The organism is Thalassospira permensis NBRC 106175 (assembly GCF_000714555.1).
Lineage (GTDB): Bacteria > Pseudomonadota > Alphaproteobacteria > Rhodospirillales > Thalassospiraceae > Thalassospira > Thalassospira xiamenensis.
On record NZ_AUNC01000001.1, the window covers coordinates 246034 to 270285 of the forward strand.

Here is a 24252-nt window from a genome sequence, read left to right on the forward strand (position 1 = left end):
GATAAAACAGTGCGCCCCAAACGCCATCAAGGTTGCGGGGCCGCCATTACAGGGATGGCAACATGAATTTCGAACTTCTGTTCCAGCTTCTGCTTAACGGGCTGATTGTCGGAACATTGTATGGCGTCGTCGCCATGTGTTTCGTGCTGATCTACAAATCGACCCAGATCGTGAACTTCGCACAGGGCGAGTTCCTGTTGATCGGGGCGTGGGTCTGTTACGCATTCCTTGTCGAAATGCATATGCCGTTCTGGCTGGGCTTTATCTTTACATTACTGTTCATGATGGCGTTTGGCATCATTTTGCAAATGGTGGTTCTGCGCCCGATGATCGGCGAGCCGATCATTTCGGTGATCATGGTGACGATCGGGCTTTCGATTTTCTTCCAGGCGGCGACCAAATGGATATTCGGTGCGACCACGGCGACCTATCCGCAGGTGTTTGAAACACGGTCGGTCAACCTGATGGGGATGCAGATCGAAACCGCCTATATCATGAGTTTCGTGATCTCGCTGGTGATCATGGCGGCGTTCTACTGGTTCTTCAAATATTCCAAGCTGGGCCTTGCGATGCGGGCCACGGCCTTTGACCAGCAGGTCGCGCAAAGCCTTGGTATTTCGGTGAAAACCGTGTTTGCGATGTCCTGGGCGATTTCGGCCCTGGTATCGGGGGTTGCCGGTATCGTGATCGGGATGGTCAACGGGGTTTCATCCGCGCTTTCGGTCATCGGGATCAAGGTGTTCCCGGCGGTTATTCTGGGCGGGCTTGATTCAATCATCGGCGCGATTGTCGGGGGTGTGATCATCGGACTGCTGGAAAACACCGCCGAGTTTGTCGATGGTCAGTATCTGCACTGGGGCAACCTGTTTTCGATCGCACCGTTCTATGTGCTGATCATCATTCTTTGCATCAAGCCATACGGTCTGTTTGGCACCAAAGACATCGAACGCATCTAAGGGGCGGAGTAATAGGTTATGGCTGGATTTTCGATGCGTCCCTGCGGTGATTTTCGCACCACCTACCGACAGGATACGCGGATTTTTGATACCACCTTTGTCCGCAATGCCGCGATTTTGGGTGTGATCGCAACCGCGCTGATCCCGTTTGTTCTGGATGGTTATTACGTCAACCTGTTCATTCAGATTTCGTACTTTGCCATTGCTGCCCTTGGTCTGAATATTCTGGTCGGCTTCACCGGGCAGATTTCATTGGGTCATGCGGCATTCTTTGGGTTTGGTGCCTTTGCATCGGCCTGGATCAACAACACGACCGGCATTCCGGTTTTGCTGTCGATCCCGCTGGCTGGTCTGATGACGGCGGCTGTCGGGCTTTTGTTCGGTCTGCCTGCGGCCCGGATCAAGGGCCTTTATCTGGCGATTGCGACATTGGCAGCCCAGTTCATTCTGGAAGATTTCTTTGCCCGGGCTGACTGGTTTACCGGCGGCTCATACGGGGCGGCGGCAAATCCGGTCAATGTGTTTGGCTATGAAGTGCTCGACGATTTCAGCTTCTTCTATGTCTGCCTGTTCTTCCTGGTGATCATGTATCTGCTGGGCACCAACCTGATGCGGACCCGTGACGGGCGCGCCTTTGTTGCGGTACGGGATCATTATCTGTCGGCGGAAATCATGGGCATCAATCTGACGAAATACCGTCTGATGAGCTTTGCGATTTCATCCTTCTATGCCGGGATCGGTGGGGCGATGTATGGCCATTACCTTGGCTTCGTCTCCGCCGAGGGCTTTACTATCCTGCTGTCGATCCAGTTTCTGGGCATGATCATCATTGGCGGCCTTGGCTCGGTCAAGGGCACGCTGATGGGGACCATCTTTATGGTTCTGCTGCCCGAAGTCATGGAAAACGGTGTCGGGCTTTTAAGTGTTTTCGACTGGGCCAATTCGACGGCTGTGACCGACGGGCTGGCCTATATCAAGGAGATGGCGATCGGTCTGGCCATCATCCTTTTCCTGATCTTCGAACCGGATGGGCTCGCGCACCGCTGGCAGCAGATCAGGGCGTACTGGAAGCTTTATCCCTTCTCGTACTGATCAATATCGCCGAAACCCGGTCGCTTAAAAAACAAAGATCGGGACGAAAATCGGCGAAGGCCGGGAGGCTACTTTGTTTAGAAAAACGTCCAAGGGAGACGTCGTGATGAAAAGACTGATTGCTGCGACAGCGATTGTTGCAACCGGCCTGTCGGTTTCGGCAGCCAAAGCAGATGACGACATGGTTTTTGTCGGCCATCTGATGGACATCACCGGGGCGACCGGGTTCATTGGCAAATTCTATGCCGATGGTGTCCGTGACGCGCTTATGTATATCAATACCCACGGTGGCATTGACGGGACGGTTCTGGATTCAGAATCGGTCGATTACGCCTATAAGGTTCCGCAGGCGATTGCGAACTACAAAAAATGGCGTTCGCGCAACAACATGGTCGCCATGCAGGGCTGGGGCACGGGCGACACCGAAGCCCTGATCAGCTTTGTGGCCCAGGACAAGGTCCCGGTTTATTCCGCGTCCTATTCCGGCCATCTGACCGATCCGACCGGCAAAAACCCGAAAACCGCGAAACCGGCACCTTATAACTTCTTCTATGGCGCATCCTATTCCGACGCCTGCCGTGCACTGGTTCAGTGGGCTGCCGAGGATTGGAAAGCATCGGGTGGTTCGGGCAAACCGGTCTTCTCGCATATCGGGGATAACCATCCCTATCCGAATGCACCGAAAGAAGCCTGTGCGGAATACGCAACCGAACTTGGCTTTGACGTGACCGAGCCGGTCGTCGTTTCGATGAAGCCGGGCGATTTCAAGGCGCAGTGCCTGACGATCAAGGAAGCCGGAACCAATTATGGTTACCTTGGCAACCTCGGCCCGTCGGTCGTTTCGCTGGTCAAATCCTGCGATACGGTTGGTGCAAGTCCGAAATGGCTGGCCAATATCTGGGCGGGTGACTACGAAACGCTGAAAACCATCGGTGATGTTGAAAACTATGTCTTCCCGGCGATGACCAGCTTCTGGAGCGACGAGGGCGTACCGGGCATGGATCTTGTGCGCGAAATTTCGAAAATGTCCGATAGTTCGGGCGAACAGTTCCGCACCCATCACTATATCCGCGGCATTTGCTCGGCCTATTACATGAAAGAAGCCATGGAATGGGCCAAGGCCAATGGCGGCATCACCGGCGAAAACATCAAGGCCGGCATGTATGCCCGCACGGATTGGGTGCCTGCCGGTCTTGAAGGCGTTTGCATGCCTGCAACCTGGACTGCCGAAGACCATCGCGGCATCAACACCGTTAATATCTATAACGGCAGTGCCAAAGGCGGTGAGCCGACCGTAACCAAGGCGGCAACCGTGACCCTGCCGCGCCGTGACGACTGGCTTGGCTATTAAGTCGTAGTCAGAAGACGGATGTCTCCCGATGGTGTTCGGGGCGGGGTGGCGAAAAGCGCGCCCGCCCCGGCACCGGGGGATGTAATCAGAACGTGATCGAAGGGGACACCATGGCAGAGCCGGCCCGCAAAACCGAAACCGCAGAATCGTTGCTGTCGGTCAATAATATCGAAGTCGTGTATGACGAGGTGATCCTTGTCCTGCGCGGGGTGTCGCTTGAAGTCCCGCAAGGCAAGATCGTGACCCTTCTGGGCCCGAACGGTGCGGGGAAATCGACCACGCTCAAGGCTATTTCCGGTTTGCTCAAGACCGAGGATGGCAAGGTGACCCGCGGCGATATCAATTTCATGGGGCAGCAGATTGCCAACGGCAATCCCGAGGATATCGTGCGTTCCGGCCTGTTTCAGGTCATGGAGGGCCGCCGCATCATCGAAGACATGACCTGTGTCGAAAACCTTCGGCTTGGCGCCTATACCCGCAAGGACAAGGGCGTTAAGGACGATATCGACATGGTGTTTGAATATTTCCCGCGCCTGCGCGAACGTACCGGGCTTGCAGGTTACCTGTCGGGCGGGGAGCAGCAGATGCTGGCGATTGGCCGGGCCTTGATGGCACGCCCGAAAATGATTTTGCTTGATGAACCGTCGATGGGTCTGTCACCCTTGCTGGTGAAGGAAGTGTTCGGGATCATCGAAAAGATCAACCGCGAACAGGGCATTACCATGCTGATCGTGGAACAGAATGCCAATTTTGCGCTGAAGGTTGCCGATTACGGTTACATCATGGAAAGCGGCAAGGTCGTTCTGGATGGTACCCGTGACGAGCTTCTGAACAACGAAGACGTCAAGGAATTCTATCTTGGCGGTGGTTCGGAAGAACGCAAAAGCTTTAAGAACATCAAATCATACAAGCGCCGCAAACGCTGGCTTTAACACGTGTTTGCCGCCTTTCAATGACCAGAAAACGGACCCGGCCATCATGCTCAATACCTTCTTCGATGCCAGTGAAACCCGCAGCCCCAAAGACCGTGAAACCGGTTTGATGGCGGCATTGCCGCGGGTTGTTCATCACGCAAAAAGCAAGGCAGCGGGCTTTGGCCGTATCCTTGATGGCGTTGATCCGCAAACGGTCAACAGTCGCGAGGCACTGGCAAAACTTCCGGTGACGCGCAAATCCGATCTGATCACCATGCAGGCGAAAAATCCGCCCTTTGCCGGGTTGAATGCAACACCGGTGCCGGCCCTTGGCCGTATTTTCCAAAGTCCGGGCCCGATATACGATCCTGAAGGCAAGGGGGATGACTGGTGGCGGATGGGGCGCGCGTTCTTTGCCGCCGGGTTCCGGCCGGGCGATATCATCCATAACTGCCTGTCCTATCATCTGACGCCGGGGGGCTTCATTTTTGACAGCGGCGCACGTGCGTGTGGCTGTGCGGTGATCCCGGCCGGTGTTGGCCAGACCGAAGCCCAGATCAAGGCGATCAGCGACCTGAAACCGACCGGTTATTCCGGGACGCCGTCGTTCCTGAAAATCCTGATGGAAAAGGCCGATGAACTGGGCGGGGATGTATCATCGATCACCCGTGCGCTTGTTTCGGGCGAAGCATTGCCACCGTCATTGCGCGACTGGTTTTCAGAACGCGGTGTTGCCATGCTGCAATGTTACGCCAGTGCCGATCTGGGGCTGATTGCCTATGAAAGCGATGCCAAAAGCGGCATGATCGTTGCCGAGGACATCATCCTTGAAATCGTGCGTCCCGGCACCGGTGATCCGGTGGCCGAGGGCGAGGTGGGCGAGGTTGTCGTCACCACCCTTAATATGGATTATCCGCTGATCCGGTTTGCCACCGGCGATCTTTCGGCGATTGCACGCGGACCAAGCCCGTGCGGGCGGACCAATATGCGTATCAAAGGCTGGATGGGGCGTGCCGATCAGACGACCAAGGTCAAAGGCATGTTTGTTCATCCCCATCAGATTGCGGAGGTCGTCAAACGACATGCTGATATCGGCAAGGCGCGCCTGATCGTGACCCGTGAAAATGATGTCGATGTCATGACGCTGGCCTGTGAAACCGATGCCGCCGGGTTCAGTGCCGATGCGGTGATGGATAGCCTGCATTCGATCTGCAAGCTGCGCGGCAAGGTCGAAATTGCAACACCGGGCAGCCTGCCCAATGATGGCAAGGTGATCGACGACCAGCGCGACTATTCCTGAGCAGCCGCCAGAACCCTTTTTGACGCTGTCCCGTCACGGGACCGGGCCCGTCAAGAGGGTATCGATATTTTTCATTCCCGCTCGGGAAACTTGATGCCGTCCGGCTTGGTTCGGGCGGCATTTTTTTGTTTTGTGCATGGGGCCACTGTTCATCGCCCTTCGGGAATGTATGATGGCGCATAAATTTGAATGATTACAGGGGAAAGCATGGCGCAGGCAGGCAAACCATTTGCCGTTGGCATGATTACGATTTGCCAGTTGATGGCGCTTTCGCTGTGGTTTTCGGCAACGGCGGTATTGCCGCAATTGCGCGCCGAGTTTGACCTTGGTGCCATTCAATCATCCCTGTTTACCAGTTCGGTCTTGCTGGGCTTTGTTCTGGGGACTTTGATCAGCGCCTTTTTCGGTCTGGCCGACCGGGTCGAGGCACGGCATTTCTGGGCGGCATCGGCATTCATTGCCGCGACGGCCAATATCCTGATCCTTGCCGTGCCCGTCGACGGGGGTGTTGTGATCGGGCTTCGCCTGATTACCGGTATCTGCATGGCAGGGATTTACCCCATTGGCATGAAAATGGTCGCGACCTGGTCTCGCGGTGATACCGGGTTTCTGGTCGGCTTGCTGGTTGGTGCATTGACCATGGGGTCGGCCCTGCCGCATCTGTTTGCGGTGGCGGTGCCGCTCGATTGGCGCATGGTGATCGTGGCGGCAAGTATTTCGGCCTATATCGCGGGTGTGGCGATCCTGTTTGTCAAACTGGGCGGGACACCGGGAAAATCCCCGCGCTTTGATCCGCGTATGGTCGGGCACATCTGGGCGAACAAACCATTGCGTCATGCGTGCTATGGCTATTTCGGGCATATGTGGGAACTTTATGCCATGTGGGGCTGGATCGGGTTGTTCCTGTATGGGGCCCTTTCCGGGCGTGAATTTGATAATCCGGGTATCTGGGCAGCACTTTTGACCTTTGCCATTGTGGGGATCGGCGCGTTCGGAAGCCTTGCGGGCGGGTTGCTGGCCGACCGGATCGGCCGGACGACGGTGACCATGGCGGCGATGGCCATCAGTGGCATCTGCGCACTTGTTGCCGGTGCGCTTGGCGATGCGTCGATCCCGATCCTGATTGTTGTCTGTATTGTCTGGGGCATTTCGGTGATTGCCGATTCTGCGCAATTTTCATCCTGCGTGATCGAGCTGGCCGATCCCCATCAGGTCGGAACAGCGTTGACCCTGCAAAATGCCATTGGCTTTATCATTGCACTGGGATCAATCCATCTGGTGCCGGTGATTGCCGACGCGTCTGGCTGGTGGGGGGCGTTTGCCATGCTGGCGGTGGGGCCGTTACTGGGTTTTATTGCCATGGGCCGGTTGCGCAACATGCCCGAAGCGATCCGTCTGGCAGGGGGGCGGCGATAATTTTGAACTGAAACAATGAAAATGGGCGGTGATCCGCTTCACTTGACAACCGGAAGGTAAAAAACTGCGCCGGTTGGGTTTTCTTGACCATTTTCAGTACAAATATTACTTTCTGCCAGAATTTTCTTGCTGTTGCGCAAATTGGGGGCGCTGCGGCGTTTTCCAAAAATAAGGGTCTTTCATGAGTCTCACCCTCATTGTTTTGCTTCCCTTCCTTGGGGCGGTGTTACCCGCCGTCATGATCAGGGCCGGGCGCAATGCGTGCGCCACAGCTACCGGCTCGGTCACGCTGCTTGCCTTGATCCTGCTTATCGCCAAGGCACCCGCCGTCATTGGCGGCGAAGTGTTTCAGGTCCGCTATGACTGGCTGACCGATCTTGGATTGAACGTGACCTTCTTTCTTGATGGTCTGGGTTTGCTGTTTGCGACCCTGATCCTCGGGATTGGTTTGCTGATCATCATTTACGCCCGGTTCTATCTGTCGAAAGACGATCCGATGGGGCGGTTTTATGTGTTCCTGCTGCTGTTCCAGGGCGCGATGGTCGGTATTGTTCTGTCCGACAACATCCTGCTTCTGCTGATTTTCTGGGAGCTGACGTCGCTGTCATCCTTCCTTCTGATCGGTTACTGGAAGCATCTGCCCGAAGGTCGTCAGGGCGCGCGTATGGCGCTGACCGTGACCGGGGCAGGCGGACTTGCGATGATTGCCGGGATGCTGATCCTTGGAAATATCGTCGGGTCCTATGATCTGACGGTGATCCTGCAAAATGCCGACCTGATCCAGGCGTCCCCGCTTTATGTGCCAGCCCTTGTTCTGATCCTGCTGGGCTGCTTTACCAAATCGGCACAGTTCCCGTTCCATTTCTGGCTGCCGCATGCCATGGCCGCACCGACCCCGGTTTCGGCCTATCTGCATTCGGCGACCATGGTCAAGGCGGGTATCTTCCTGATGGCGCGCATGTGGCCGGTTCTTTCGGGAACGGAGGAATGGTTCTATATCGTGGCGAGTGCGGGCCTCGTGACCATGGTGCTGGGCGCATGGATTGCGATCTTCAAACATGACCTTAAGGGGCTTCTGGCGTACTCCACCGTCAGCCATCTTGGTCTTGTGACCATGCTGTTTGGTTTCGGAACGCCGATGGCCGCCGTTGCGGGCGTGTTTCATATCATCAACCATGCAACCTTCAAGGCGGCCCTGTTCATGACCGCCGGGATCATTGACCATGAGACCGGAACGCGCGATATCCGCCGTCTGGGCGGGTTGCTGAACCTGATGCCGATTGCCGGAACCATCGGGATCATTTCGGCGGCATCGATGGCCGGGATCATCCCGTTGAACGGGTTCCTGTCCAAGGAAATGATGCTGGAAGAAGCATGGCACACCGTCTGGTTCGATCAGAACTGGCTTGTGCCGTTGCTGGCAACGATTGGTGCGGTGTTCTCGGTCGCCTATTCGTTGCGCTTTATCTTCCATGTCTGGTTTGGCAAAACCCGTGACGAACTGCCCCATCATCCCCATGACCCGCCGTTTGGCATGTGGGCACCGCCCGCATTTCTGACGATTCTGGTGGTTCTGATCGGTCTGTTCCCGGCGGCCATTGCCGGACCGCTGGTTGCGGCCACGGCCAATGCGGTCACGGGGGGGAACCTTCCGGAATATTATCTGGCACTTTGGCACGGCCTGACCTCGGCACTTGGCATGAGCGTGATTGCCCTGATTGCCGGTGCGCTTATTCTTCTGCGTCATGGCGGCCTGATGTCGGTAACCTCCAACCTGTCGCGGCCGGATGCAAAGGCAATGTTTGATTGTCTGATCGTCAAGGTCGTGGCGCTTAGTCGCGTGATTTCCGACAATCTTCAGAACGGATCGCTGCAACGTTATCTGGCGATCATGATCTTTGCCGCCATTGCCATCGGCCTTTCGGGTTTCTATGCCGAACCCGATCACACCGCAGGTACGCGCGAACTTCTAGCCGTTTCGCCGCCTGCCGCCATTGGCTGGGTGCTTCTGGTCGGGACCTGTATCGCGGCGGTCGCGATGCATCATAACCGGCTTCTGACCCTTCTTCTGGTGGGGGTCATCGGTTTGATTGTCTCGCTTGGCTTCATCTATCTGTCGGCACCTGACCTTGCCCTGACCCAAATCTCGGTCGAGGTGGTAACGGTCATCCTGATGTTGCTGGCGTTGAACATCCTGCCAAAGGAAACCCCGAAAGAAAGCCAGCCGGGGCGCAAATTCCGCGACTGGGTGATTTCAATCGCGGCCGGTCTTGGCATGGGTGGGGCTGTCTGGGCGATCATGACCCGTGAACTGCCCAATTCGATTTCGGCGTTTCATCTGGCCAATTCGAAAACCGAAGGTGGCGGCACCAACGTGGTCAACGTGATCCTCGTTGACTTCCGTGGTTTTGATACCTTTGGCGAGATCATTGTTCTTGGCATTGCCGCATTGTCGATCTTTGCCCTGATTGAAACCGTCACCCAGGGCGAGGCCGCCAAACGCCTTGCAAGCTGGGTGGTCGATAATCGCCGGTCGGCAGACCGTCATCCGATGATGATGGTCATTGCAACGCGCGTGATGCTGCCGCTGTCGCTTCTGGTGGGGGTTTACATCTTCCTGCGCGGTCATAACGAGCCAGGTGGTGGCTTTATTGCCGGTCTGGTCGTTTCGGTTGCCTTGGTCATGCAATATATGGCGTCGGGCTTTGGCTGGACCCAGAACCGCATGAAGGCCAATTACCACGGCATGATTGGGCTTGGCGTGATTGCCGCGGCCATTACGGGGCTTTCGGCCTGGGTGGCGGGGCTGCCGTTCCTGACCAGTGGTTTTGTCCATGTTCATCTGCCGATTGTCGGCGAATTTGAGCTGGCATCTGCCATGGGCTTTGATCTTGGCGTGTTCCTGACGGTTGTCGGGGCGGTGACCCTTGCACTTGCCAAACTGTCGCAGGTGGAACGTATGGCCGAACATGTCGACATCAATCCGGAACCGATGGACCATGATCCGTCCGCCGCGACCGCGAAGGTCGCGACAGCTGAGAAAGAGGCCTGATATCATGGAGTTTCTTGTAGCAAGCAGTATCGGGCTTCTGACCATGTGCGGCACATATATGTTGCTGCGCGGTCGTACTTTCCCGGTGGTGATCGGTTTGGCGATGTTGTCCTATGCGGTGAACGTGTTCCTGTTCGCCATGGGACGCCTGACCATCGATATGCCGCCCATCCTGCGTGATGGTGTTACCGAATATACCGATCCGCTGCCCCAGGCGCTTGTCCTGACAGCGATCGTGATTTCGTTCGGGATGACCGCACTGATCGTTGTGCTGTCAATCCGGGCCTATCTTGAAATCGGTAATGACCATGTTGACGGTCGCCCGGAAGGCGCACCATCCGAAGCAGGAGATAAAAACTGATGGGTCACTGGATTGTCGTCCCCATTTTGCTGCCTGCCGTGATGGCCGCCCTGATTGTTCTGGCGGTGCGTCACGACATTGTCTTGCAGCGCATATTCTCGATCACCGCGACCGTTGCCCTTGTGGCGGTCACCCTGTCGCTGGTGATTTTTGCCAATAACAACAACCCGGAAATGTACGCGCTTGGCGATTGGCCGGCACCGTTCGGGATCGTGATCGTATTGGATCGTCTGTCGGCGATGATGATCTTTCTGACATCGATCCTTGGTCTTGGCGTCATCCTGTTTGCATCCAGCGAATGGGACAAGCGCGGCCAGCATTTCCATGCCCTGTTCCAGTTCCAGCTGATGGGGGTCAATGGTGCCTTCCTGACGGGGGATGTGTTCAACCTGTTTGTCTTCTTCGAAGTCCTGTTGATCGCATCCTATGGTCTGATGCTGCATGGGGCCGGAGCGGAACGCCTTAAGGCGGGCATGCAATATATCGTCATCAACCTGACGGGGTCGTCGCTGTTCTTGGTCGGGGTCGGCATGATCTATGCGGTTACCGGTACGCTGAACATGGCTGATCTTGCCGTTCAGGTGCCGCTGGTGGCGGCTGGTGATGCCGCGCTGCTGCGTGCCGGGGCGTTGATCCTGCTTTTGGTGTTCTGTGTGAAGGCGGCCCTTGTGCCGGTTCATTTCTGGCTGCCGGGCACCTATGCAAACGCACCGGCCCCGGTGGCGGCGCTGTTTGCCATCATGACGAAGGTCGGGGCTTATTCGATCCTGCGCGTCTATTCGCTGGGCTTTGGTGAAAATGCCGGTGATATGGCGTGGCTCGCACAGCCCTATATCCTGCCAGCCGCGATTGTCACACTGGCGATTGGCATGATCGGGGTTCTGGCGGCCAAGCGTCTTAATGGCCTGATCGCGTTTTCCGTGATCGGATCGATGGGAACGCTTTTGATTTCCATCGCGCTGTTTACGCCCGAAAGCATTTCGGCAGGTCTTTATTACCTGCTGCACTCGACCTTTGCCGGTGCGGCTCTGTTCCTGATCGGTGATCTTGTGGCATCGCGCCGTGGCCAGTATGGCGATCACCTGAACACTGCGCCAGTTTTCCATCAGTCCGGATTGCTGGCGGTTCTGTTCTTTATTGCCGCCATCGCCATGGCGGGGATGCCGCCGCTTAGTGGCTTTATCGGCAAGCTTCTTATCCTTGATGCCGCCCGCGATAGCGCGTTCGGCGTCTGGATCTGGGCGGTGATCCTTGTGACGTCGTTGATGGGGATTGTCGGTTTCGGTCGGGCTGGCAGTGTGCTGTTCTGGAAAAGCGCGTCTGCCGAAGGCGTGATTGAGGTCGAAGGTGCCAATTGGCCGGTTCTTCCGATCATTGCCGCCTGCGGCATGCTTGGTGCGCTGGTTGTGCTGACGGTCTTTGCCGCCCCGATCACGGATTACCTGCAGGGAACGGCGGCGCAATTGTTTGACACCACGGATTACATCCGGGCTGTGCTGGGTGAAATACCCGCCACACAGCCTGGCCAGTAAGCGGTGATGAAAGGATAGTGATGATGTTGAAACGTTGTCTTCCCCACCCGCTGCTCTCGCTGGCCCTGCTGGTTGTCTGGGTGTTGCTGGTCAATGAAATATCGGCTGGTGCCGTGGTCTTTGGTGCGATCCTGGCGATTGCCATCCCGCTGATCTCGTCAAACTTCTGGCCCGCGCGCCCAAAGGTCGGCAATGCCTATGCCATCTGCGAATACGGGTTGATCGTGTTGTGGGACATTCTGGTCGCCAATGTTGTGGTTGCCGGACTGATCCTGTTTCGCAAGACCGAAAGCCTTGAATCCAAAAGCGTGGTTGTGCCGCTTGATCTGACCTCGCCCGAGGCGATCACGACCCTTGCCGGGACGATCACCATGACGCCGGGCACGGTGACCATCGACCTGAGTGCGGATGCCAAAAGCCTTCTGGTGCATTGCCTGCATGCGCCGGACCCGCAGGGCGTGGTTGATGATATCAAGACCCGCTACGAAGGCCGTCTGAAGGAGATTTTCGAATGATCGAATATGCACTGAATTTCGGCTTTATCTGTGTGGCGGTGGCCCTGTTGATGAATCTGTGGCGTTTGGCCAAGGGGCCGACCATTGCTGATCGTGTTCTGGCGGTTGATACCATGGCGATCAACGCCATTGCCCTTCTGGTGCTGTACGGAATCAGCCGCGCGACCTCGATGTATTTCGAAGGCGCGCTTCTGTTTGCCATGTTCGGCTTTGTCTCCACCGTTGCCTATTGCAAGTTCGTCTTGCGTGGCGACATCATCGAATAGGGAGAGACAGGATGCCGTTTATTGCTGAAATCGTCATTTCTGTTCTGATCGTGATTGGCGGGATTTTCCTGCTGGTCGGGTCGTTCGGGATGATCAAGCTGCGCGAATTGCTGCCGCGGCTCCATGCGCCGACCAAGGCAACCACCGTGGGTGTTGGCGCCATTCTGATTGCTTCGATGCTGTTCTTCTGGATCGAACGCGGGCATTTCACCATTCATGAATTGCTGATCACGCTGTTCCTGTTCCTTACGGCACCGATCACCGCAAACCTGATCGCCAAGGCCTATTTGCTGCGTCATGTTGACCCGCATAAGGACCTTCCGGAAAGTGGTCGGGACGAAGGTTGGGCGACCTTTGATCCGGTTGGCCCGGATGGCTATGACCCCAGCGAAGAATATAAACCCGACGAAAAATAGCCGGGTTTGCAAACCTTAAAACGGCACCGTTCAAGCGGTGCCGTTTTATTATGCTGTTGCGGTGCTCGAATGGCAGGAAAACCGAATGATTCTTGAAACCGAACGTCTGTGGCTGCGCCCGGGGACATTGGATGATCTTGACGATTGTTTTGCGATGGATCGTGAACCCGGCGTAACCGATTTCGTTCAGGGACCTTGGGCCGATGAAACCGAACATCGCGCCTTTATCCATGATCGCATCACCATGGATTACGGGCCGGGGCTGGGATATTGGTCGCTGTTTCGAAAAACGGAACCGGACAGTTTCATTGGCTGGGTTTTGCTGATCCCCGAGGACGCCGTTGGACCCGAAATCGAAATCGGCTGGCGTCTGAAACCGGCTTTCTGGGGGCGGGGATATGCATCCGAGGCCGCCAACGCCGTGTTATCGCACGGGTTTGAAAAAATGAAACTGGACAGTTTCATTGCCTGTATCGATGCACGCAATATCGGGTCGCTTGCGGTCGCACGAAAGATCGGCATGCGCCATCACAAGACCGATAGTGATGGCGTGCGATATGCCATCACGGCGGATGATTTTGCCAGACGTCATCACAGATGACATTGTCGACCGCCCCACATCCTTGCTATGAGGACAAGGCAGGAGGGACAGGTTTTACATGCCGGATTTCAGCATCGAGGATCAATATCGCGGACGCATCGCCGGGATCGACGAGGTCGGCCGCGGGCCGCTTGCCGGGCCGGTGGTTGCCGCGGCAGTGATCCTGCCGCGTGATGAACGGCTGCCTGACATCCTTCTGGGGGAACTCAACGATTCCAAAAAGCTGTCGGTCAAGAAACGCGATCTGTTGTTTGACCTGATCATGGGATGCGCCGAGGTTGGTATTGGCGCGGCATCGGTCCGTGAAATCGACCGGATCAATATCCTTCAGGCGACCTATGTTGCCATGCGCCGTGCGGTAGCCCGCCTGCCGCAATGCCCCGATCAGGCGCTGGTGGATGGCAATCGTGATCCGGGGCTGCCGTGCGCGGTGGAAACGGTCATCAAGGGCGATGGCAGATCATTATCCATCGCGGCGGCATCCATCGTTGCCAAGGTCGTACGCGACCGCGCCATGACCCGCCTTGCCGCGCGCTATCCGCATTTCGGATGGGATGGCAATGCCGGATATGGCGTAAAAAAGCATATGGAGGGGCTTGGCATTGTCGGGCCGACCCTGCATCACCGCCGTAGTTTCAGACCGATTGCCGAACTGCTCGGAATTCTGTCCTGATCCTAGGCTAATGCGGTACGGTTTTTGGGCACGACCTGCGCACGGACCAGATCAACCCCGTCGCCATCACGTGTAATCGCGGCAAATCCGTCCTTCTGGCGCACCGTGACCCGTTCCTGAACCCGGCATTCGGTGCGGAACTGGATATCGATGCTTTCGGGATGGAAGTCCGGTTTTGCATCCGCACCGGTTGCTCCAAGCACCCACTGCATCAGGCGCACATTATTGACATGCCCATACAGGTCAAGATCGGATGGGCGGGCCTTTATGCTGTCGATTTCGGGTAACGGGTCGGTGGTGAAGGGCGGCCGGAATGGTGGTTCGATCAGTTTCGGGCCGGGCGGTTTCGGCAGCCGTTCTTCGATCCAGTCGGGCCAGCTTGCCGCGCGCCGTTCCAGCAGGTCAAACATCACCCAGAAACTTTGCGCGACTGCAATCACATCACCCTTGCCGTCGATCAGACGGAAATCGCGGGTGGCCACACGCCTTGCAACGCCCGATGGCCATGTTTCGACAATGATTTCCTCGCCATTGCCGGGATAGCGTCGGACATGAATGACCATCCGCGCCAGCACCCATGCCATGCCTTTATCAACCGTGTCGTCATAGGCGAGTTTCAGGATGCGTGCGCCCCAACCAGCGGCGTCTTGCATGTAATCGGCGAGGGCCGGCAACATCGCAAGGCCGTTATCGCCAATTTCCGAATACCTCACGCGATAGTTCCCGCGCCATCCGCAATTGGCGGGCAGGGCGGGCTTGGCAATTTCGTCCCATTGGATTGTCATGTTGGCAAATCCTGTGTCATTCCATGACTGTTATAGAAACCCGGTTGGCTGCGTGCAAATCCGGATTGGAAATCCGCAATACGAACCGGGATGTCCCGAAGGTTCATCTTGCTCATTTCGGCAAAGCTGGTGATGATGGTTAAATTCAGGGTTGGGCTGCATCATTTGTATTTTGTGGCTCTTTGGGGAACTGCCAAAAAGTGAATGATCATATGTGTTCATTTAAAATGAAGAACGCAGTTCCTTTGGTTTAAATTTAAAAGAACAGTGATGTTTTATTAAATGGAAAAACGAAAATACAACAAGACATTACGCGCAGAAAAAGAAGACGAAACGCGCCTCAAGATTCTCGAAGCTGCGATGAAATTGCATGGCGAAGTCGGCCCGGCACGCACAACCATCAGCGCGATTGCAGACCGCGCCGGGGTGCAGCGTTTGACGGTCTATCGGCATTTTCCCGAAGAAAATGAACTGCTTGATGCGTGCTCGTCACATTGGCGGAGCCTTAACCCGCCACCCGATCCCGCATCATGGCGCGAGTCGGTGGCACCAGTTGACTGGGGCCTCGCGATACTGAGCATGCTTTATCACTATTATGGTGAAACGGCTTATATGTGGGATCATTGCTATCGTGATCGGGAAAATGTCGCCGCCCTTCGTGAACAGATGAAGGGCTTTGATGGCTATCTCGACATGTTGTCTGCCGATGCACTGGCAAGCCTGCCTGCCGAACGGCGCAAGGGCAAGATGTGCCAAGCGGTTGCGCGACATGCGGTGCAATTTTCGACCTGGCAATCGCTGTCACAGGCGGGGGTGGAAAATTCGGAAATGGCCGCCTTGATGGACGACTGGCTGCATAAATGCCCGTTGTCCTGACCGGTATCTGCGGCCTAATCCATCGGTCGCTGGCGCATTTTCTTTACGTCGCCGCGTTTCTTTTTCGTGTCGACCCGTTTGCGTTTGGCCGATAGAGACGGGCGGGTTTTGACGCGGAATTTCTTGCGTTCGGCGGCCTTGCGCAACAGGGCCAGAAGCCGTTCGATGGCATCCTGCTTGTTCCGTTCCTGGGTGCGATAACGCTGCGCGTCAAAGATGATTTCTCCGTCATTGGTCAGCCTGCTGCCAGCCAGTTCACGCAGGCGATCACGCACGCGTTGCGGCAATTCCGTCAGGTCATCAATACGCACGCGCATCTGTACCGCGGTCGATACTTTGTTGACGTTCTGGCCGCCCGGTCCGGATGCGCGCACGAACTGGAATTGCAGATGGCGTTCATCAAGATAAAGATCATTTGAGATTTCGAGCATGGCGGATCGTCTAAGTAATAGGGGCGGCAAGTTGTGCGGCGAACCCGCACGGCAGAAGCCCGAAAACCGGTGGGTGCTGTTGATTGAAAAACAATGGCATTCCACCTACATTGAAGGCACTTACCCTGTCAGGGGCGGGCAGGGCTGTAAACAGGAAATAAGACGTGCAGGTATCGTATCTTTATCTGGCCTTGGGCTGGCTTTCGGTAGGGCTTGGAATTGTTGGCGCATTTCTGCCAATTCTGCCGACCACCCCCTTCATGCTGCTGGCCGCCTGGCTGTTTAGCAAAGGGTCACCGCGCCTGCATGCGTGGATTTACAATCATCCGCATTTTGGTCCGTCGATCCGGCACTGGAACGAACATGGCGTGATCCATCGCCGGGCCAAGATCATGGCGATGTCGGCCTTTGTCGTGGTGATTGCCGCATCCCTGATCTTTGTCGAAAACCGCTGGGTGGTGATGATCCAGTTGCTTGTCGCGATCCCGGTCAGCTGTTTTATCCTGTCGCGCCCGTCGCGTCTGCCCGCATCGATGCCGATGGCACAGGTACAGACGCAGGGCGGGGAGCCGGGTGCAGGCTCCTGATTCCTGACCCCTGACCACGTCAAGGCACACAACAGTGCAGATCAGTTCCCCGATTTGCGGGTCAATTCTTCCTGACAGGTTTCTTCAAGCTTATCGAGCTCATCAAGTGTCGCATCGATATCCTGACGCTGTTTGCGCAGCGTGTCGCGGCGTTCATTGATCTTGTCGACAAGGATGGTCAACTGCATGATTTCGCTGCGGTCGGTGTCATAAAGATCAAGCAGATCGCGGATTTCCTTAAGCGAAAAGCCAAGCCGCTTGCCCCGCATGATCAGGCGCAGGCGCACCCGGTCGCGATGGCTGTAAATGCGGGTCTGCCCCTGACGGGCCGGGGCGATCAGTTCCTGATCCTCGTAAAAACGGATGGTACGGGTCGTGACGTCGAACTCGCGGGCAAGGTCGGTGATGGAATAATTGTCGCTCATGACATCCCGTTCAGGTTTACGCTTACGTAAACGAAAGCTACATGCTTTCTGGCGGGATCACAATCGGCAATTCTTTCGGCAATTCAACGCAGAACGTGCTGCCTTTGCCCGGTTCACTTTCTACCGAAATCGTTCCGCCATGCCGGTCGACGATCTTTTTGCAGATCGCAAGACCGATCCCTGTCCCGGCATATTCACCATAACCGTGCAGGCGTTTGAAGATTTCAAAGATTGTCGCGTGATATTGCGGTTCGATCCCGATGCCGTTATCGGCAACGAAAACCTTCCAGCTTTCATCGGTTTCGGTGGCATAAATCCGGACTTCACCCTTGTCAGGGTCGCTGTATTTAAGGCCATTCGAAACAAGATTCTGAAACAGCAGCAAAAGCTGGCTGGCATCCCCGGTTACGGTTGGCAGGAAGCCGTCACGCACGATATTGCCCGCCGGGCCAAGGCCTGCGCGCCGGAAATTGGCGGCAATCGCATCAAACAGACTATCAAGGGGGACCGCATTGAACGGTTTGCCATGCCGTCCGACCCGCGACAGGGTCAAAAGGTCGTCGATCATGCGCTGCATGCGCTGGGTGCCATCAACCGCATAATGGATGAATTCATCTGCGGTTTCGTCAAGCTGATCCTTGTATCGCCGCGCAATCAGCTGTGTATAGCTTGACACCATGCGAAGCGGTTCCTGCAAATCGTGGGACGCCGCATAGGCGAATTGTTCAAGTTCGCTGTTGGAACGTTCCAGTTCCGCCATGGTGCGCTGGATTTCCATTTCATGGCGTTTGCGCTGGGAAATATCGCGAAGCGTGATGATGTAATGATATCGCCCGTCTGCCGAAAAATGACTGATCGCAACTTCAAGCGGCACGTTGCGGCCATTTGGGGTGCATGCCAGAACCTCGATCACGCCGGTCCCCAGATCGGTCAGCAACCGATCAGCTGTCGGGCGTTGTGGCGGGGTATGTTCGCTATCAGGCAGCAGAAACCGGATAATGTTGCTGAGTTCCGGGTCGCCTTCCGGGCCGCAAAGTTCCTGCGCGCGGGCATTCAGCGGTTCTATGTTGCCGTCATCAGATGCGACCAGAATGGCATCAATGGTGTTTTGCAAAATCGCGCGCGTGCGGTCTTCGCTGCGTCGGGTCTGGGTGACCAGTTCGGCCAGTTCGGCGGCCTGTTGGCGCAAAAGCCGGTCACGCTGCACGGCAAGGGTCACATCACGCACGGTCAGTGAACACAGCTTTTCGCCGCGCGATGTCGTAATCGGATGAACGCGAATGGATTGTTCCATGCGGTCAAATGTCGCGGCAAATTGCGGCAATGGGCGAAGCGGCAGCGCACCTTGATTAAGCGACGGCGAAATCACCGCAGGCATGCCGAATTCCAGGCAATCCTTGATTGCTTGGCAGAGCCGCCCCAAACGTGTTTCGGTGAAAACCGCACTCAGCCGGTTGCCAATGGCCTGATCGGCGGGAATACCCGACCGGCTTTGCATCCACTGGTTCCAGTGACAGATGGCATGATCCGACCCGATCACCACCAATCCGACATCGGCAGTATCAAGCAGATTGCTGTATAGGTCGGCGGCCTCGGCGGCATCCTTGATATCGACAATCGGGGGGGTAGGATTTGTCATCGTGGCGCTGCCCGTCAACCAAGTGCGTTTTCAAGGAAGCGTCGTACCAGTTCCTTCAGGGTTTGGATGGAGTCAAGATCCATGACAAACAGCACATAGCCATCAATATCGTTCTGGCGCAGCATGAATTGCACATGCAGGATCATCAGAACCGGCATCTTGCCAGACGCGGCATCAAATGCGGTGTCTTCATTTAACAATGCACGGGTTTCGCGTTTGCGAAATGTCGGCATCGAACAATTGATCGGCTCGCCCAGCACGTTGGCAATGCTGCCAAGGCAGGCATTGAGGATGATGTTGCCGACCTCCATCAGGGCTTCCTGTTCAAGATCGGTCAGGGTATCGAGCGGCACATCGACCTTAAGCAACCGCCGCACCAGTTCGAGGCTGCGCTTTTCCGGGAAAACCAGCATCGCCTCGCCCTTGAACGGGCCATCGAATGACTGGCTGACGGCGGAAACCACTTCTTCGGGCGAAGATGTCAGGTTTGAATCGGAAAACCTTTCGACAAAGGTGATCGTCGGAACTGTCAGTTCCACCGGCTGATCAACCATTTCCGACAGGGACGCGGCAGCACGGCCGACCCCGATATTGATCAATTCGCTTATTGTGTCGTGTTCAAGCTCGCTAAGGTCGATCATCGCCCGGCTTCCTTGCCCTTCAGATAATCGCAAATCTTTTCTTCGGTTGGCGGTTTTGCCAGAAAGTCCATGCCAAGCCCGTGGGCCTTGTTCTGGATTTCCTTCTGTATATTGGCCGTCAGAAGCGCAATTGCAGCATCGGGATAAGCCGCGCGCAGCTTTTCCCCCAATTCGAGCCCGTTCATGCCCGGCATGTTGAAATCGATCAAAAGGTAATCATAGGCATGCTCTGCGGCCATTGCCTGGGCTTTTTCGGCTTCTTCGGCCTCGTCCACCCGCCAGTCGGCATAGTTGCTGGTGATAAATGCCTTTACCAGCAGTCTGGCAAATTTGCTGTCATCGACAAGCAGGACGGATCGATTCTGGGACATGTTTTTCTCTGATTTTCGGTTTGTGTTCTTGTTGTATCAGGCATCATCCGCAAGGATAGGGCCGATTATAGAATAGACGCAACCGTGCGCGAAAGCTGTTCGATCTGTCTGGCTGTGATATTGGCCGGGCGTGGTTCGGAAATCAGGAAGCCCTGGATTTCGTCGCAGCCATGTTCGCGAAGGAATTCAAGCTGTTCCTGTGTTTCAACCCCTTCTGCAACCACCTTCAGGCCAAGATTGTGCCCCATGATGATAATCGTGTTGGTGATCGCCGCATCGTCGGGATCGGTCGTCACATCGCGGACAAACGACCGGTCGATCTTGATCGAATTGATCGGCAATCGTTTCAGATAGGCCAGCGACGAATAACCCGTCCCGAAATCGTCAATTGCGATCTGCAGGCCAAGCTTGCGCAATTCATCCAGGATTGATGCCGATCGTTTGATTTCATGCATCATCACGGTTTCAGTGATTTCAAGAACGATGCGTGATGCCGGTGTTGCCGTTTCATCAAGGATGCGCGAAATCGTTTCTGTGATCCGGCCTTCGATCAATTGTCTGGGGGACAGATTGACCGCAATGCTGACCGGCGGCAGACCCAGCAGATCCCATTCGCGGATCTGATCACAGACCCGGCGCAATACCCATTCGCCGATCTTGCCAATCAGTCCGGTTTCCTCGGCCACCGGGATGAACTGCATTGGTGATATAAAGCCACGCCCCGGCTGGTTCCAGCGGATCAAGGCCTCAAGCCCGGCAAGCTTGCCTGATAGCAGTTCGATCTTTGGCTGGTAATAAAGTTCGAACTGTCCCTCTTTCAGGGCTTCGCGCAGGTCATTTTCAATGGCAAGCCGCGCAACCGCACTTTCATTCATCGTCTTGGTAAAGAAGTGATAGGTCCCGCCGCCACGGGCCTTTGCACTATACATCGCCGTATCGGCATTGCGCATCAGGGTCGGGAAATCATCGCCATCCGCCGGGCAAAGGGCGATGCCGATTGACGGTGTGATGAACAAGTGACGCCCCTGAATGTCAAAGGCCGGGGCCAGCGCATCCAGAACCGCCTGCGAAAGTGTGGCGGCATCCTGCGTTTCGCGCAGGCGCGGGATGATAATCAGGAACTCGTCCCCGCCCAGTCGGCCGATGATTTCCTGTCGGCTGATCACCCGGCGCAAACGGTCCGCCACGGCCTTAAGCAGCAAATCACCGACATTGTGACCAAGGCTGTCATTGATCAGCTTGAACCGGTCCAGATCGATAAACAGGATCGCGGTTGCCCGGTCATGCGGGCTCGCGGCATCACGTTTGTGATTCTCAAGTGCTGATTTAAGGCTGTATTCCAGCATGCTGCGATTGGGCAGGTTGGTCAGCGCATCGTGATTGGCCATATAGACCAGTTGTTCCTCATAGCGTTTGCGCGCGGTGATATCGTGAAGAACAACCGTAATCAGCGGTGTTTGCGCATCGGGGATCGGGCGAAATGCGGCGCTTACCTCGATCTCGGTCTTGTCCATCCGTACCAGCGGCAGCGTCAGGCGCTGCTCTGCGATATGATGACGCAGGTCCAGACCCGAAAGCTCGGCAAGGCTTTCCTCGAAATTCGGAATGGCGCGCGGGGCGATAAATTCCAGAAGCGACCGTCCCTTTGGCGTTTCACCTTCTTTCAGGCCCAGCAGGGGATAGGATGCATTGTTAAACTCAACAATGGTGCCGTTCGGAGTGATGGTCAGAATGCCATCGGCCACGTTCTGAACAATCGCGCGCAGGCGGGACTCGTTATCACGCATCTGCTGTTCGGCCTGGCGCAATTTGCCAAGTGTTGATGCAATCCCTTCGACCAGTGTGGCAACGGACCGTGACAAAAGGCCCAGTTCATCGCGTTGATGATGACGGGGAACGGTCAGCCCGGTTGCATCGGGACTGTCTGGATCAATGCCGGTGACGGCCTGTGAAATGCGCAAAAGCGGTTTGGTGAGTGTCAGGTAAAAGAATGCCACCAGCGCAAGCCCCAGCAGGAAGTTGCGCAAAATGCCCGACGTCAGGATGCGGGTGGCGCGATTGATGAAACCATCGGCAATCAGGTCGGTATCGATCCGAACGACCAGATGGCCGACAAGATCACGGCTTTCACCGGTCAGCAACGGCACGTTATATTGCTGGTTGTTGCCAAACATCACTTCGCTAAATGCTGACCGCCCCGATGATGAGGGGGCACGCGATTTTTGCGCCAGAACATTTCCGAAATTGTCGCGCAGCGTCGCGCTGTAAACCGGTTCATATTCAAACAGGCCCGACACCACGCGTGCGGCAAGCGTTTCGTCAAGGCCATAGGCCGCCTGTGTTGCGGATTCGCGCAACGTCGACAAAACCTGATTAACGGTTCGGTCAATCAGGCTGCGTTCTTCATAAAGATCCCAGACAATCTGTACGACGCTGAAAAACAGGCCAATCAGAAGGGTGATAACGACAGCGGCACGTGCCTGTTTGACAGACAAGCGGTCACGCCATCTGAGCCGTTGTGTTTTCAGGCTACCCTCCGCCAATCCACACCCCTGCATGGCTCTATGACCATGTTTCACAGTCCAGACTATGTGCTTGGCACCGCAAAAGCAATTGTTGCGCGGGTTCTAATACTGGAAAATTGCCGGGATTTATGTATTTTCCCGCCAAAGCCGGTTTGAACGTCCGATGCGGTCTGTTTAACTGCGATATCGCAATGCACCGAAACGGCAATACTACTAAAAAAAATGGGATTTTATTGGAGTTGCACACAACCGCACTGCGTGATAACCCAATGCCCCGAGAGAGAACAAGGCCGAGCGCGGGCGCAGCCGCATCACGGCCTCGCAACCTGAACGGAGTTACACCATGACCTATGTGGTGACAGAAAACTGCATCAAGTGTAAGTATCAGGACTGCGTCGAGGTTTGCCCCGTCGATTGCTTCTATGAAGGTGAAAACTTCCTGGTTATTCACCCGGACGAATGCATTGATTGCGGTGTCTGCGAACCTGAATGTCCGGCCGAGGCCATTATTCCCGATACGGAACCGAATCTGGATAACTGGCTTGAGATCAACCGCAAATTCGCGGAAGTCTGGCCGAATATTACGCGCAAGGGTGATGCACCGGCCGATGCCGACGAATGGAATGGCAAGTCGGGCAAGACTGAATTGCTCAGCGAAGCACCGGGAACCGGTGATTGATAAAACGCGTTAAGCGCCTGTAAAACCACTGTTTTTGCGCCCTGATTTTATTGGCGCATGGCTGCATTGAGCCGGTCGCACGGAAAAAATCTGTGATAGGCCGGCTCTTTGTGTTATTGTGGGCAACTCGCGTTCAAGGGCTCGGCAGGCTCGCTCCGCGCAGTCGGATCTCCGCTATTATATCCTGTCAAAAACCGCGACTTCGCCAAAAGCATCGTCGTGTGCAGCTCTTCGTGTCGCTGGGTCTATAGTGTTACAGTTGAATGACCAGGCCTGTTTGGGCCGGAAGGAAGCTTGATGTCGGATAAGTTGCCCTTTGCTGTTGGCGATTACGTTGTTTACCCCGCACACGGTGTTGGCCGTGTTGATGGCCTGGAGACCCAGGAAATCGCGGGTCAGGAATTACGCCTTTACATCATCACTTTTGATTCGAGCCGCATGACCTTGCGCGTGCCGGTCAACAAGGTGGGTAACTCCGGGCTGCGCAAGCTGTCCTCTAAAAAACAGATGGACTCGGCGCTTATCACCCTTAAAGGCCGTGCGCGCGTCAAACGCACCATGTGGTCGCGCCGTGCGCAGGAATATGAGGCAAAGATCAATTCCGGTGACCCGGTTTCGATCGCCGAAGTGGTTCGTGACCTGCACCGCACCGCCACCCAGCCTGAACAGTCGTTCTCCGAACGCCAGATTTACGAAGCAGCGTTTGAACGCCTTGTTGATGAACTGGCCGCGATCGAAAAGATCGACAAGGACAAGGCTTCGGGCAAGCTTGAAAAACTGTTGCAGAAAGCTGCCTGATACGCCTGTACAGCTTTGTTATACAGAGACCTCTTTTTAAAAACCGGCCT

The 24252-nt window shown here is 55.8% G+C and carries 25 protein-coding genes; 18 read left to right on the forward strand and 7 right to left on the reverse strand.

What is annotated here, in order from left to right; translation table 11 throughout:
* The first annotated feature begins 62 nt into the window (after positions 1-62).
* The 14 genes from SMB34_RS00985 (at position 63) to SMB34_RS01050 (ending at position 14445) form a co-directional block, all read left to right on the forward strand.
* Entirely contained in the window at positions 63-956 is an 894-nt protein-coding gene (locus SMB34_RS00985; RefSeq protein ID WP_037987219.1) for a branched-chain amino acid ABC transporter permease, read from the forward strand.
* Between the two features lie 18 nt (positions 957-974).
* Positions 975-2048 carry a branched-chain amino acid ABC transporter permease gene (locus SMB34_RS00990; RefSeq protein WP_037987222.1) on the forward strand — a complete coding sequence of 358 codons (1074 nt, stop codon included), beginning with the start codon at positions 975-977 and terminating at the stop codon, positions 2046-2048.
* A 106-nt stretch (positions 2049-2154) separates the two neighbouring features.
* Positions 2155-3399 (forward strand): ABC transporter substrate-binding protein, encoded by a 1245-nt coding sequence (locus SMB34_RS00995; RefSeq protein WP_037987224.1) that lies wholly within the window; start codon positions 2155-2157, stop codon positions 3397-3399.
* Positions 3400-3509: 110 nt separating this feature from the next.
* The gene (locus tag SMB34_RS01000) at positions 3510-4331 is read left to right on the forward strand and encodes an ABC transporter ATP-binding protein (protein WP_110252530.1); all 822 of its coding nucleotides are present in this window, start codon (positions 3510-3512) and stop codon (positions 4329-4331) included.
* A 46-nt stretch (positions 4332-4377) separates the two neighbouring features.
* Complete coding sequence (locus SMB34_RS01005) at positions 4378-5613, forward strand: phenylacetate--CoA ligase family protein (RefSeq protein ID WP_037987473.1); 1236 nt, start codon at positions 4378-4380, stop codon at positions 5611-5613.
* 207 nt (positions 5614-5820) lie between these two features.
* Complete coding sequence (locus tag SMB34_RS01010; RefSeq protein WP_037987474.1) at positions 5821-7029, forward strand: MFS transporter; 1209 nt, start codon at positions 5821-5823, stop codon at positions 7027-7029.
* A gap of 181 nt (positions 7030-7210) precedes the next feature.
* Positions 7211-10081 (forward strand): monovalent cation/H+ antiporter subunit A, encoded by a 2871-nt coding sequence (locus SMB34_RS01015; protein ID WP_037987227.1) that lies wholly within the window; start codon positions 7211-7213, stop codon positions 10079-10081.
* 4 nt (positions 10082-10085) lie between these two features.
* Positions 10086-10442, forward strand: coding sequence for a Na+/H+ antiporter subunit C (locus SMB34_RS01020; RefSeq protein WP_007090207.1), 357 nt, complete (start codon positions 10086-10088; stop codon positions 10440-10442).
* On the forward strand, positions 10442-11974 hold the full coding sequence (locus SMB34_RS01025) for a monovalent cation/H+ antiporter subunit D (RefSeq protein WP_037987230.1): 1533 nt from the start codon (positions 10442-10444) through the stop codon (positions 11972-11974). Before SMB34_RS01020 ends, SMB34_RS01025 begins: the two co-directional genes overlap by 1 nt.
* A gap of 20 nt (positions 11975-11994) precedes the next feature.
* Positions 11995-12489: a Na+/H+ antiporter subunit E gene (locus SMB34_RS01030; protein WP_240478713.1), complete on the forward strand. Its 495-nt coding sequence runs from the start codon at positions 11995-11997 to the stop codon at positions 12487-12489.
* Positions 12486-12755 (forward strand): K+/H+ antiporter subunit F, encoded by a 270-nt coding sequence (locus tag SMB34_RS01035; protein ID WP_007090204.1) that lies wholly within the window; start codon positions 12486-12488, stop codon positions 12753-12755. Before SMB34_RS01030 ends, SMB34_RS01035 begins: the two co-directional genes overlap by 4 nt.
* An 11-nt stretch (positions 12756-12766) precedes the next feature.
* Positions 12767-13171 carry a Na+/H+ antiporter subunit G gene (locus SMB34_RS01040; RefSeq protein ID WP_007090203.1) on the forward strand — a complete coding sequence of 135 codons (405 nt, stop codon included), beginning with the start codon at positions 12767-12769 and terminating at the stop codon, positions 13169-13171.
* Positions 13172-13256: 85 nt separating this feature from the next.
* Positions 13257-13772: a GNAT family N-acetyltransferase gene (locus SMB34_RS01045; protein ID WP_037987476.1), complete on the forward strand. Its 516-nt coding sequence runs from the start codon at positions 13257-13259 to the stop codon at positions 13770-13772.
* Positions 13773-13830: 58 nt separating this feature from the next.
* Positions 13831-14445 (forward strand): ribonuclease HII, encoded by a 615-nt coding sequence (locus SMB34_RS01050; protein ID WP_037987234.1) that lies wholly within the window; start codon positions 13831-13833, stop codon positions 14443-14445.
* A 2-nt stretch (positions 14446-14447) separates the two neighbouring features.
* Here SMB34_RS01050 and SMB34_RS01055 read toward each other — a convergent pair whose 3' ends face one another.
* Entirely contained in the window at positions 14448-15230 is a 783-nt protein-coding gene (locus SMB34_RS01055; RefSeq protein WP_037987236.1) for an acyl-[acyl-carrier-protein] thioesterase, read from the reverse strand.
* Positions 15231-15512: 282 nt separating this feature from the next.
* Here SMB34_RS01055 and SMB34_RS01060 point away from each other — a divergent pair, with 282 nt between their 5' ends.
* Positions 15513-16106 carry a TetR/AcrR family transcriptional regulator gene (locus SMB34_RS01060; protein WP_051682057.1) on the forward strand — a complete coding sequence of 198 codons (594 nt, stop codon included), beginning with the start codon at positions 15513-15515 and terminating at the stop codon, positions 16104-16106.
* A 14-nt stretch (positions 16107-16120) separates the two neighbouring features.
* Here the strand turns inward: SMB34_RS01060 and arfB are convergent, their stop codons facing one another.
* A complete protein-coding gene (arfB, locus tag SMB34_RS01065) occupies positions 16121-16537 on the reverse strand; it encodes an alternative ribosome rescue aminoacyl-tRNA hydrolase ArfB (RefSeq protein ID WP_007090198.1) in 417 nt (138 codons plus the stop codon).
* Positions 16538-16701: 164 nt separating this feature from the next.
* Here arfB and SMB34_RS01070 point away from each other — a divergent pair, with 164 nt between their 5' ends.
* Positions 16702-17124, forward strand: coding sequence for a YbaN family protein (locus SMB34_RS01070; RefSeq protein ID WP_037987237.1), 423 nt, complete (start codon positions 16702-16704; stop codon positions 17122-17124).
* A gap of 41 nt (positions 17125-17165) precedes the next feature.
* On the opposite strand, the gene SMB34_RS01075 is transcribed toward SMB34_RS01070, so the two are convergent.
* The 5 genes from SMB34_RS01075 to SMB34_RS01095 form a co-directional block, all read right to left on the reverse strand.
* Positions 17166-17549, reverse strand: a complete 384-nt coding sequence (locus SMB34_RS01075) for a MerR family transcriptional regulator (protein WP_007090196.1) — start codon at positions 17547-17549, stop codon at positions 17166-17168.
* 37 nt (positions 17550-17586) lie between these two features.
* On the reverse strand, positions 17587-19188 hold the full coding sequence (locus tag SMB34_RS01080) for a sensor histidine kinase (RefSeq protein ID WP_051682058.1): 1602 nt from the start codon (positions 19186-19188) through the stop codon (positions 17587-17589).
* 14 nt (positions 19189-19202) lie between these two features.
* The gene (locus tag SMB34_RS01085) at positions 19203-19829 is read right to left on the reverse strand and encodes a hypothetical protein (protein ID WP_007090194.1); all 627 of its coding nucleotides are present in this window, start codon (positions 19827-19829) and stop codon (positions 19203-19205) included.
* Positions 19826-20200: a response regulator transcription factor gene (locus SMB34_RS01090; protein WP_007090193.1), complete on the reverse strand. Its 375-nt coding sequence runs from the start codon at positions 20198-20200 to the stop codon at positions 19826-19828. Before SMB34_RS01090 ends, SMB34_RS01085 begins: the two co-directional genes overlap by 4 nt.
* Positions 20201-20265: 65 nt before the next feature.
* Complete coding sequence (locus SMB34_RS01095) at positions 20266-22695, reverse strand: putative bifunctional diguanylate cyclase/phosphodiesterase (protein WP_007090192.1); 2430 nt, start codon at positions 22693-22695, stop codon at positions 20266-20268.
* Positions 22696-23068: 373 nt separating this feature from the next.
* On the opposite strand from SMB34_RS01095, the gene fdxA reads away from it, so the two are divergent.
* Positions 23069-23404: a ferredoxin FdxA gene (gene fdxA / locus SMB34_RS01100; RefSeq protein WP_007090191.1), complete on the forward strand. Its 336-nt coding sequence runs from the start codon at positions 23069-23071 to the stop codon at positions 23402-23404.
* A 297-nt stretch (positions 23405-23701) separates the two neighbouring features.
* Positions 23702-24202 (forward strand): CarD family transcriptional regulator, encoded by a 501-nt coding sequence (locus SMB34_RS01105; protein ID WP_007090190.1) that lies wholly within the window; start codon positions 23702-23704, stop codon positions 24200-24202.
* The last annotated feature ends 50 nt before the right edge of the window (positions 24203-24252 follow it).

Excerpts from the sequence above, each read along its gene's own strand:
- SMB34_RS01075 (WP_007090196.1), bottom strand. The coding sequence starts at position 17,549 with ATGAGCGACAATTATTCCATCACCGACCTTGCCCGCGAGTTCGACGTC.
- SMB34_RS01010 (WP_037987474.1), top strand. The coding sequence starts at position 5,821 with ATGGCGCAGGCAGGCAAACCATTTGCCGTTGGCATGATTACGATTTGC.
- SMB34_RS01035 (WP_007090204.1), top strand. The coding sequence starts at position 12,486 with ATGATCGAATATGCACTGAATTTCGGCTTTATCTGTGTGGCGGTGGCC.
- SMB34_RS01050 (WP_037987234.1), top strand. The coding sequence starts at position 13,831 with ATGCCGGATTTCAGCATCGAGGATCAATATCGCGGACGCATCGCCGGG.
- SMB34_RS01015 (WP_037987227.1), top strand. The coding sequence starts at position 7,211 with ATGAGTCTCACCCTCATTGTTTTGCTTCCCTTCCTTGGGGCGGTGTTA.
- SMB34_RS01080 (WP_051682058.1), bottom strand. The coding sequence starts at position 19,188 with ATGACAAATCCTACCCCCCCGATTGTCGATATCAAGGATGCCGCCGAG.
- arfB (WP_007090198.1), bottom strand. The coding sequence starts at position 16,537 with ATGCTCGAAATCTCAAATGATCTTTATCTTGATGAACGCCATCTGCAA.
- SMB34_RS00995 (WP_037987224.1), top strand. The coding sequence starts at position 2,155 with ATGAAAAGACTGATTGCTGCGACAGCGATTGTTGCAACCGGCCTGTCG.
- SMB34_RS01060 (WP_051682057.1), top strand. The coding sequence starts at position 15,513 with ATGGAAAAACGAAAATACAACAAGACATTACGCGCAGAAAAAGAAGAC.
- SMB34_RS01105 (WP_007090190.1), top strand. The coding sequence starts at position 23,702 with ATGTCGGATAAGTTGCCCTTTGCTGTTGGCGATTACGTTGTTTACCCC.
- SMB34_RS00985 (WP_037987219.1), top strand. The coding sequence starts at position 63 with ATGAATTTCGAACTTCTGTTCCAGCTTCTGCTTAACGGGCTGATTGTC.
- fdxA (WP_007090191.1), top strand. The coding sequence starts at position 23,069 with ATGACCTATGTGGTGACAGAAAACTGCATCAAGTGTAAGTATCAGGAC.
- SMB34_RS01025 (WP_037987230.1), top strand. The coding sequence starts at position 10,442 with ATGGGTCACTGGATTGTCGTCCCCATTTTGCTGCCTGCCGTGATGGCC.
- SMB34_RS01020 (WP_007090207.1), top strand. The coding sequence starts at position 10,086 with ATGGAGTTTCTTGTAGCAAGCAGTATCGGGCTTCTGACCATGTGCGGC.
- SMB34_RS01055 (WP_037987236.1), bottom strand. The coding sequence starts at position 15,230 with ATGACAATCCAATGGGACGAAATTGCCAAGCCCGCCCTGCCCGCCAAT.
- SMB34_RS01045 (WP_037987476.1), top strand. The coding sequence starts at position 13,257 with ATGATTCTTGAAACCGAACGTCTGTGGCTGCGCCCGGGGACATTGGAT.
- SMB34_RS01030 (WP_240478713.1), top strand. The coding sequence starts at position 11,995 with ATGATGTTGAAACGTTGTCTTCCCCACCCGCTGCTCTCGCTGGCCCTG.
- SMB34_RS01085 (WP_007090194.1), bottom strand. The coding sequence starts at position 19,829 with ATGATCGACCTTAGCGAGCTTGAACACGACACAATAAGCGAATTGATC.
- SMB34_RS01040 (WP_007090203.1), top strand. The coding sequence starts at position 12,767 with ATGCCGTTTATTGCTGAAATCGTCATTTCTGTTCTGATCGTGATTGGC.
- SMB34_RS01005 (WP_037987473.1), top strand. The coding sequence starts at position 4,378 with ATGCTCAATACCTTCTTCGATGCCAGTGAAACCCGCAGCCCCAAAGAC.
- SMB34_RS00990 (WP_037987222.1), top strand. The coding sequence starts at position 975 with ATGGCTGGATTTTCGATGCGTCCCTGCGGTGATTTTCGCACCACCTAC.
- SMB34_RS01090 (WP_007090193.1), bottom strand. The coding sequence starts at position 20,200 with ATGTCCCAGAATCGATCCGTCCTGCTTGTCGATGACAGCAAATTTGCC.
- SMB34_RS01000 (WP_110252530.1), top strand. The coding sequence starts at position 3,510 with ATGGCAGAGCCGGCCCGCAAAACCGAAACCGCAGAATCGTTGCTGTCG.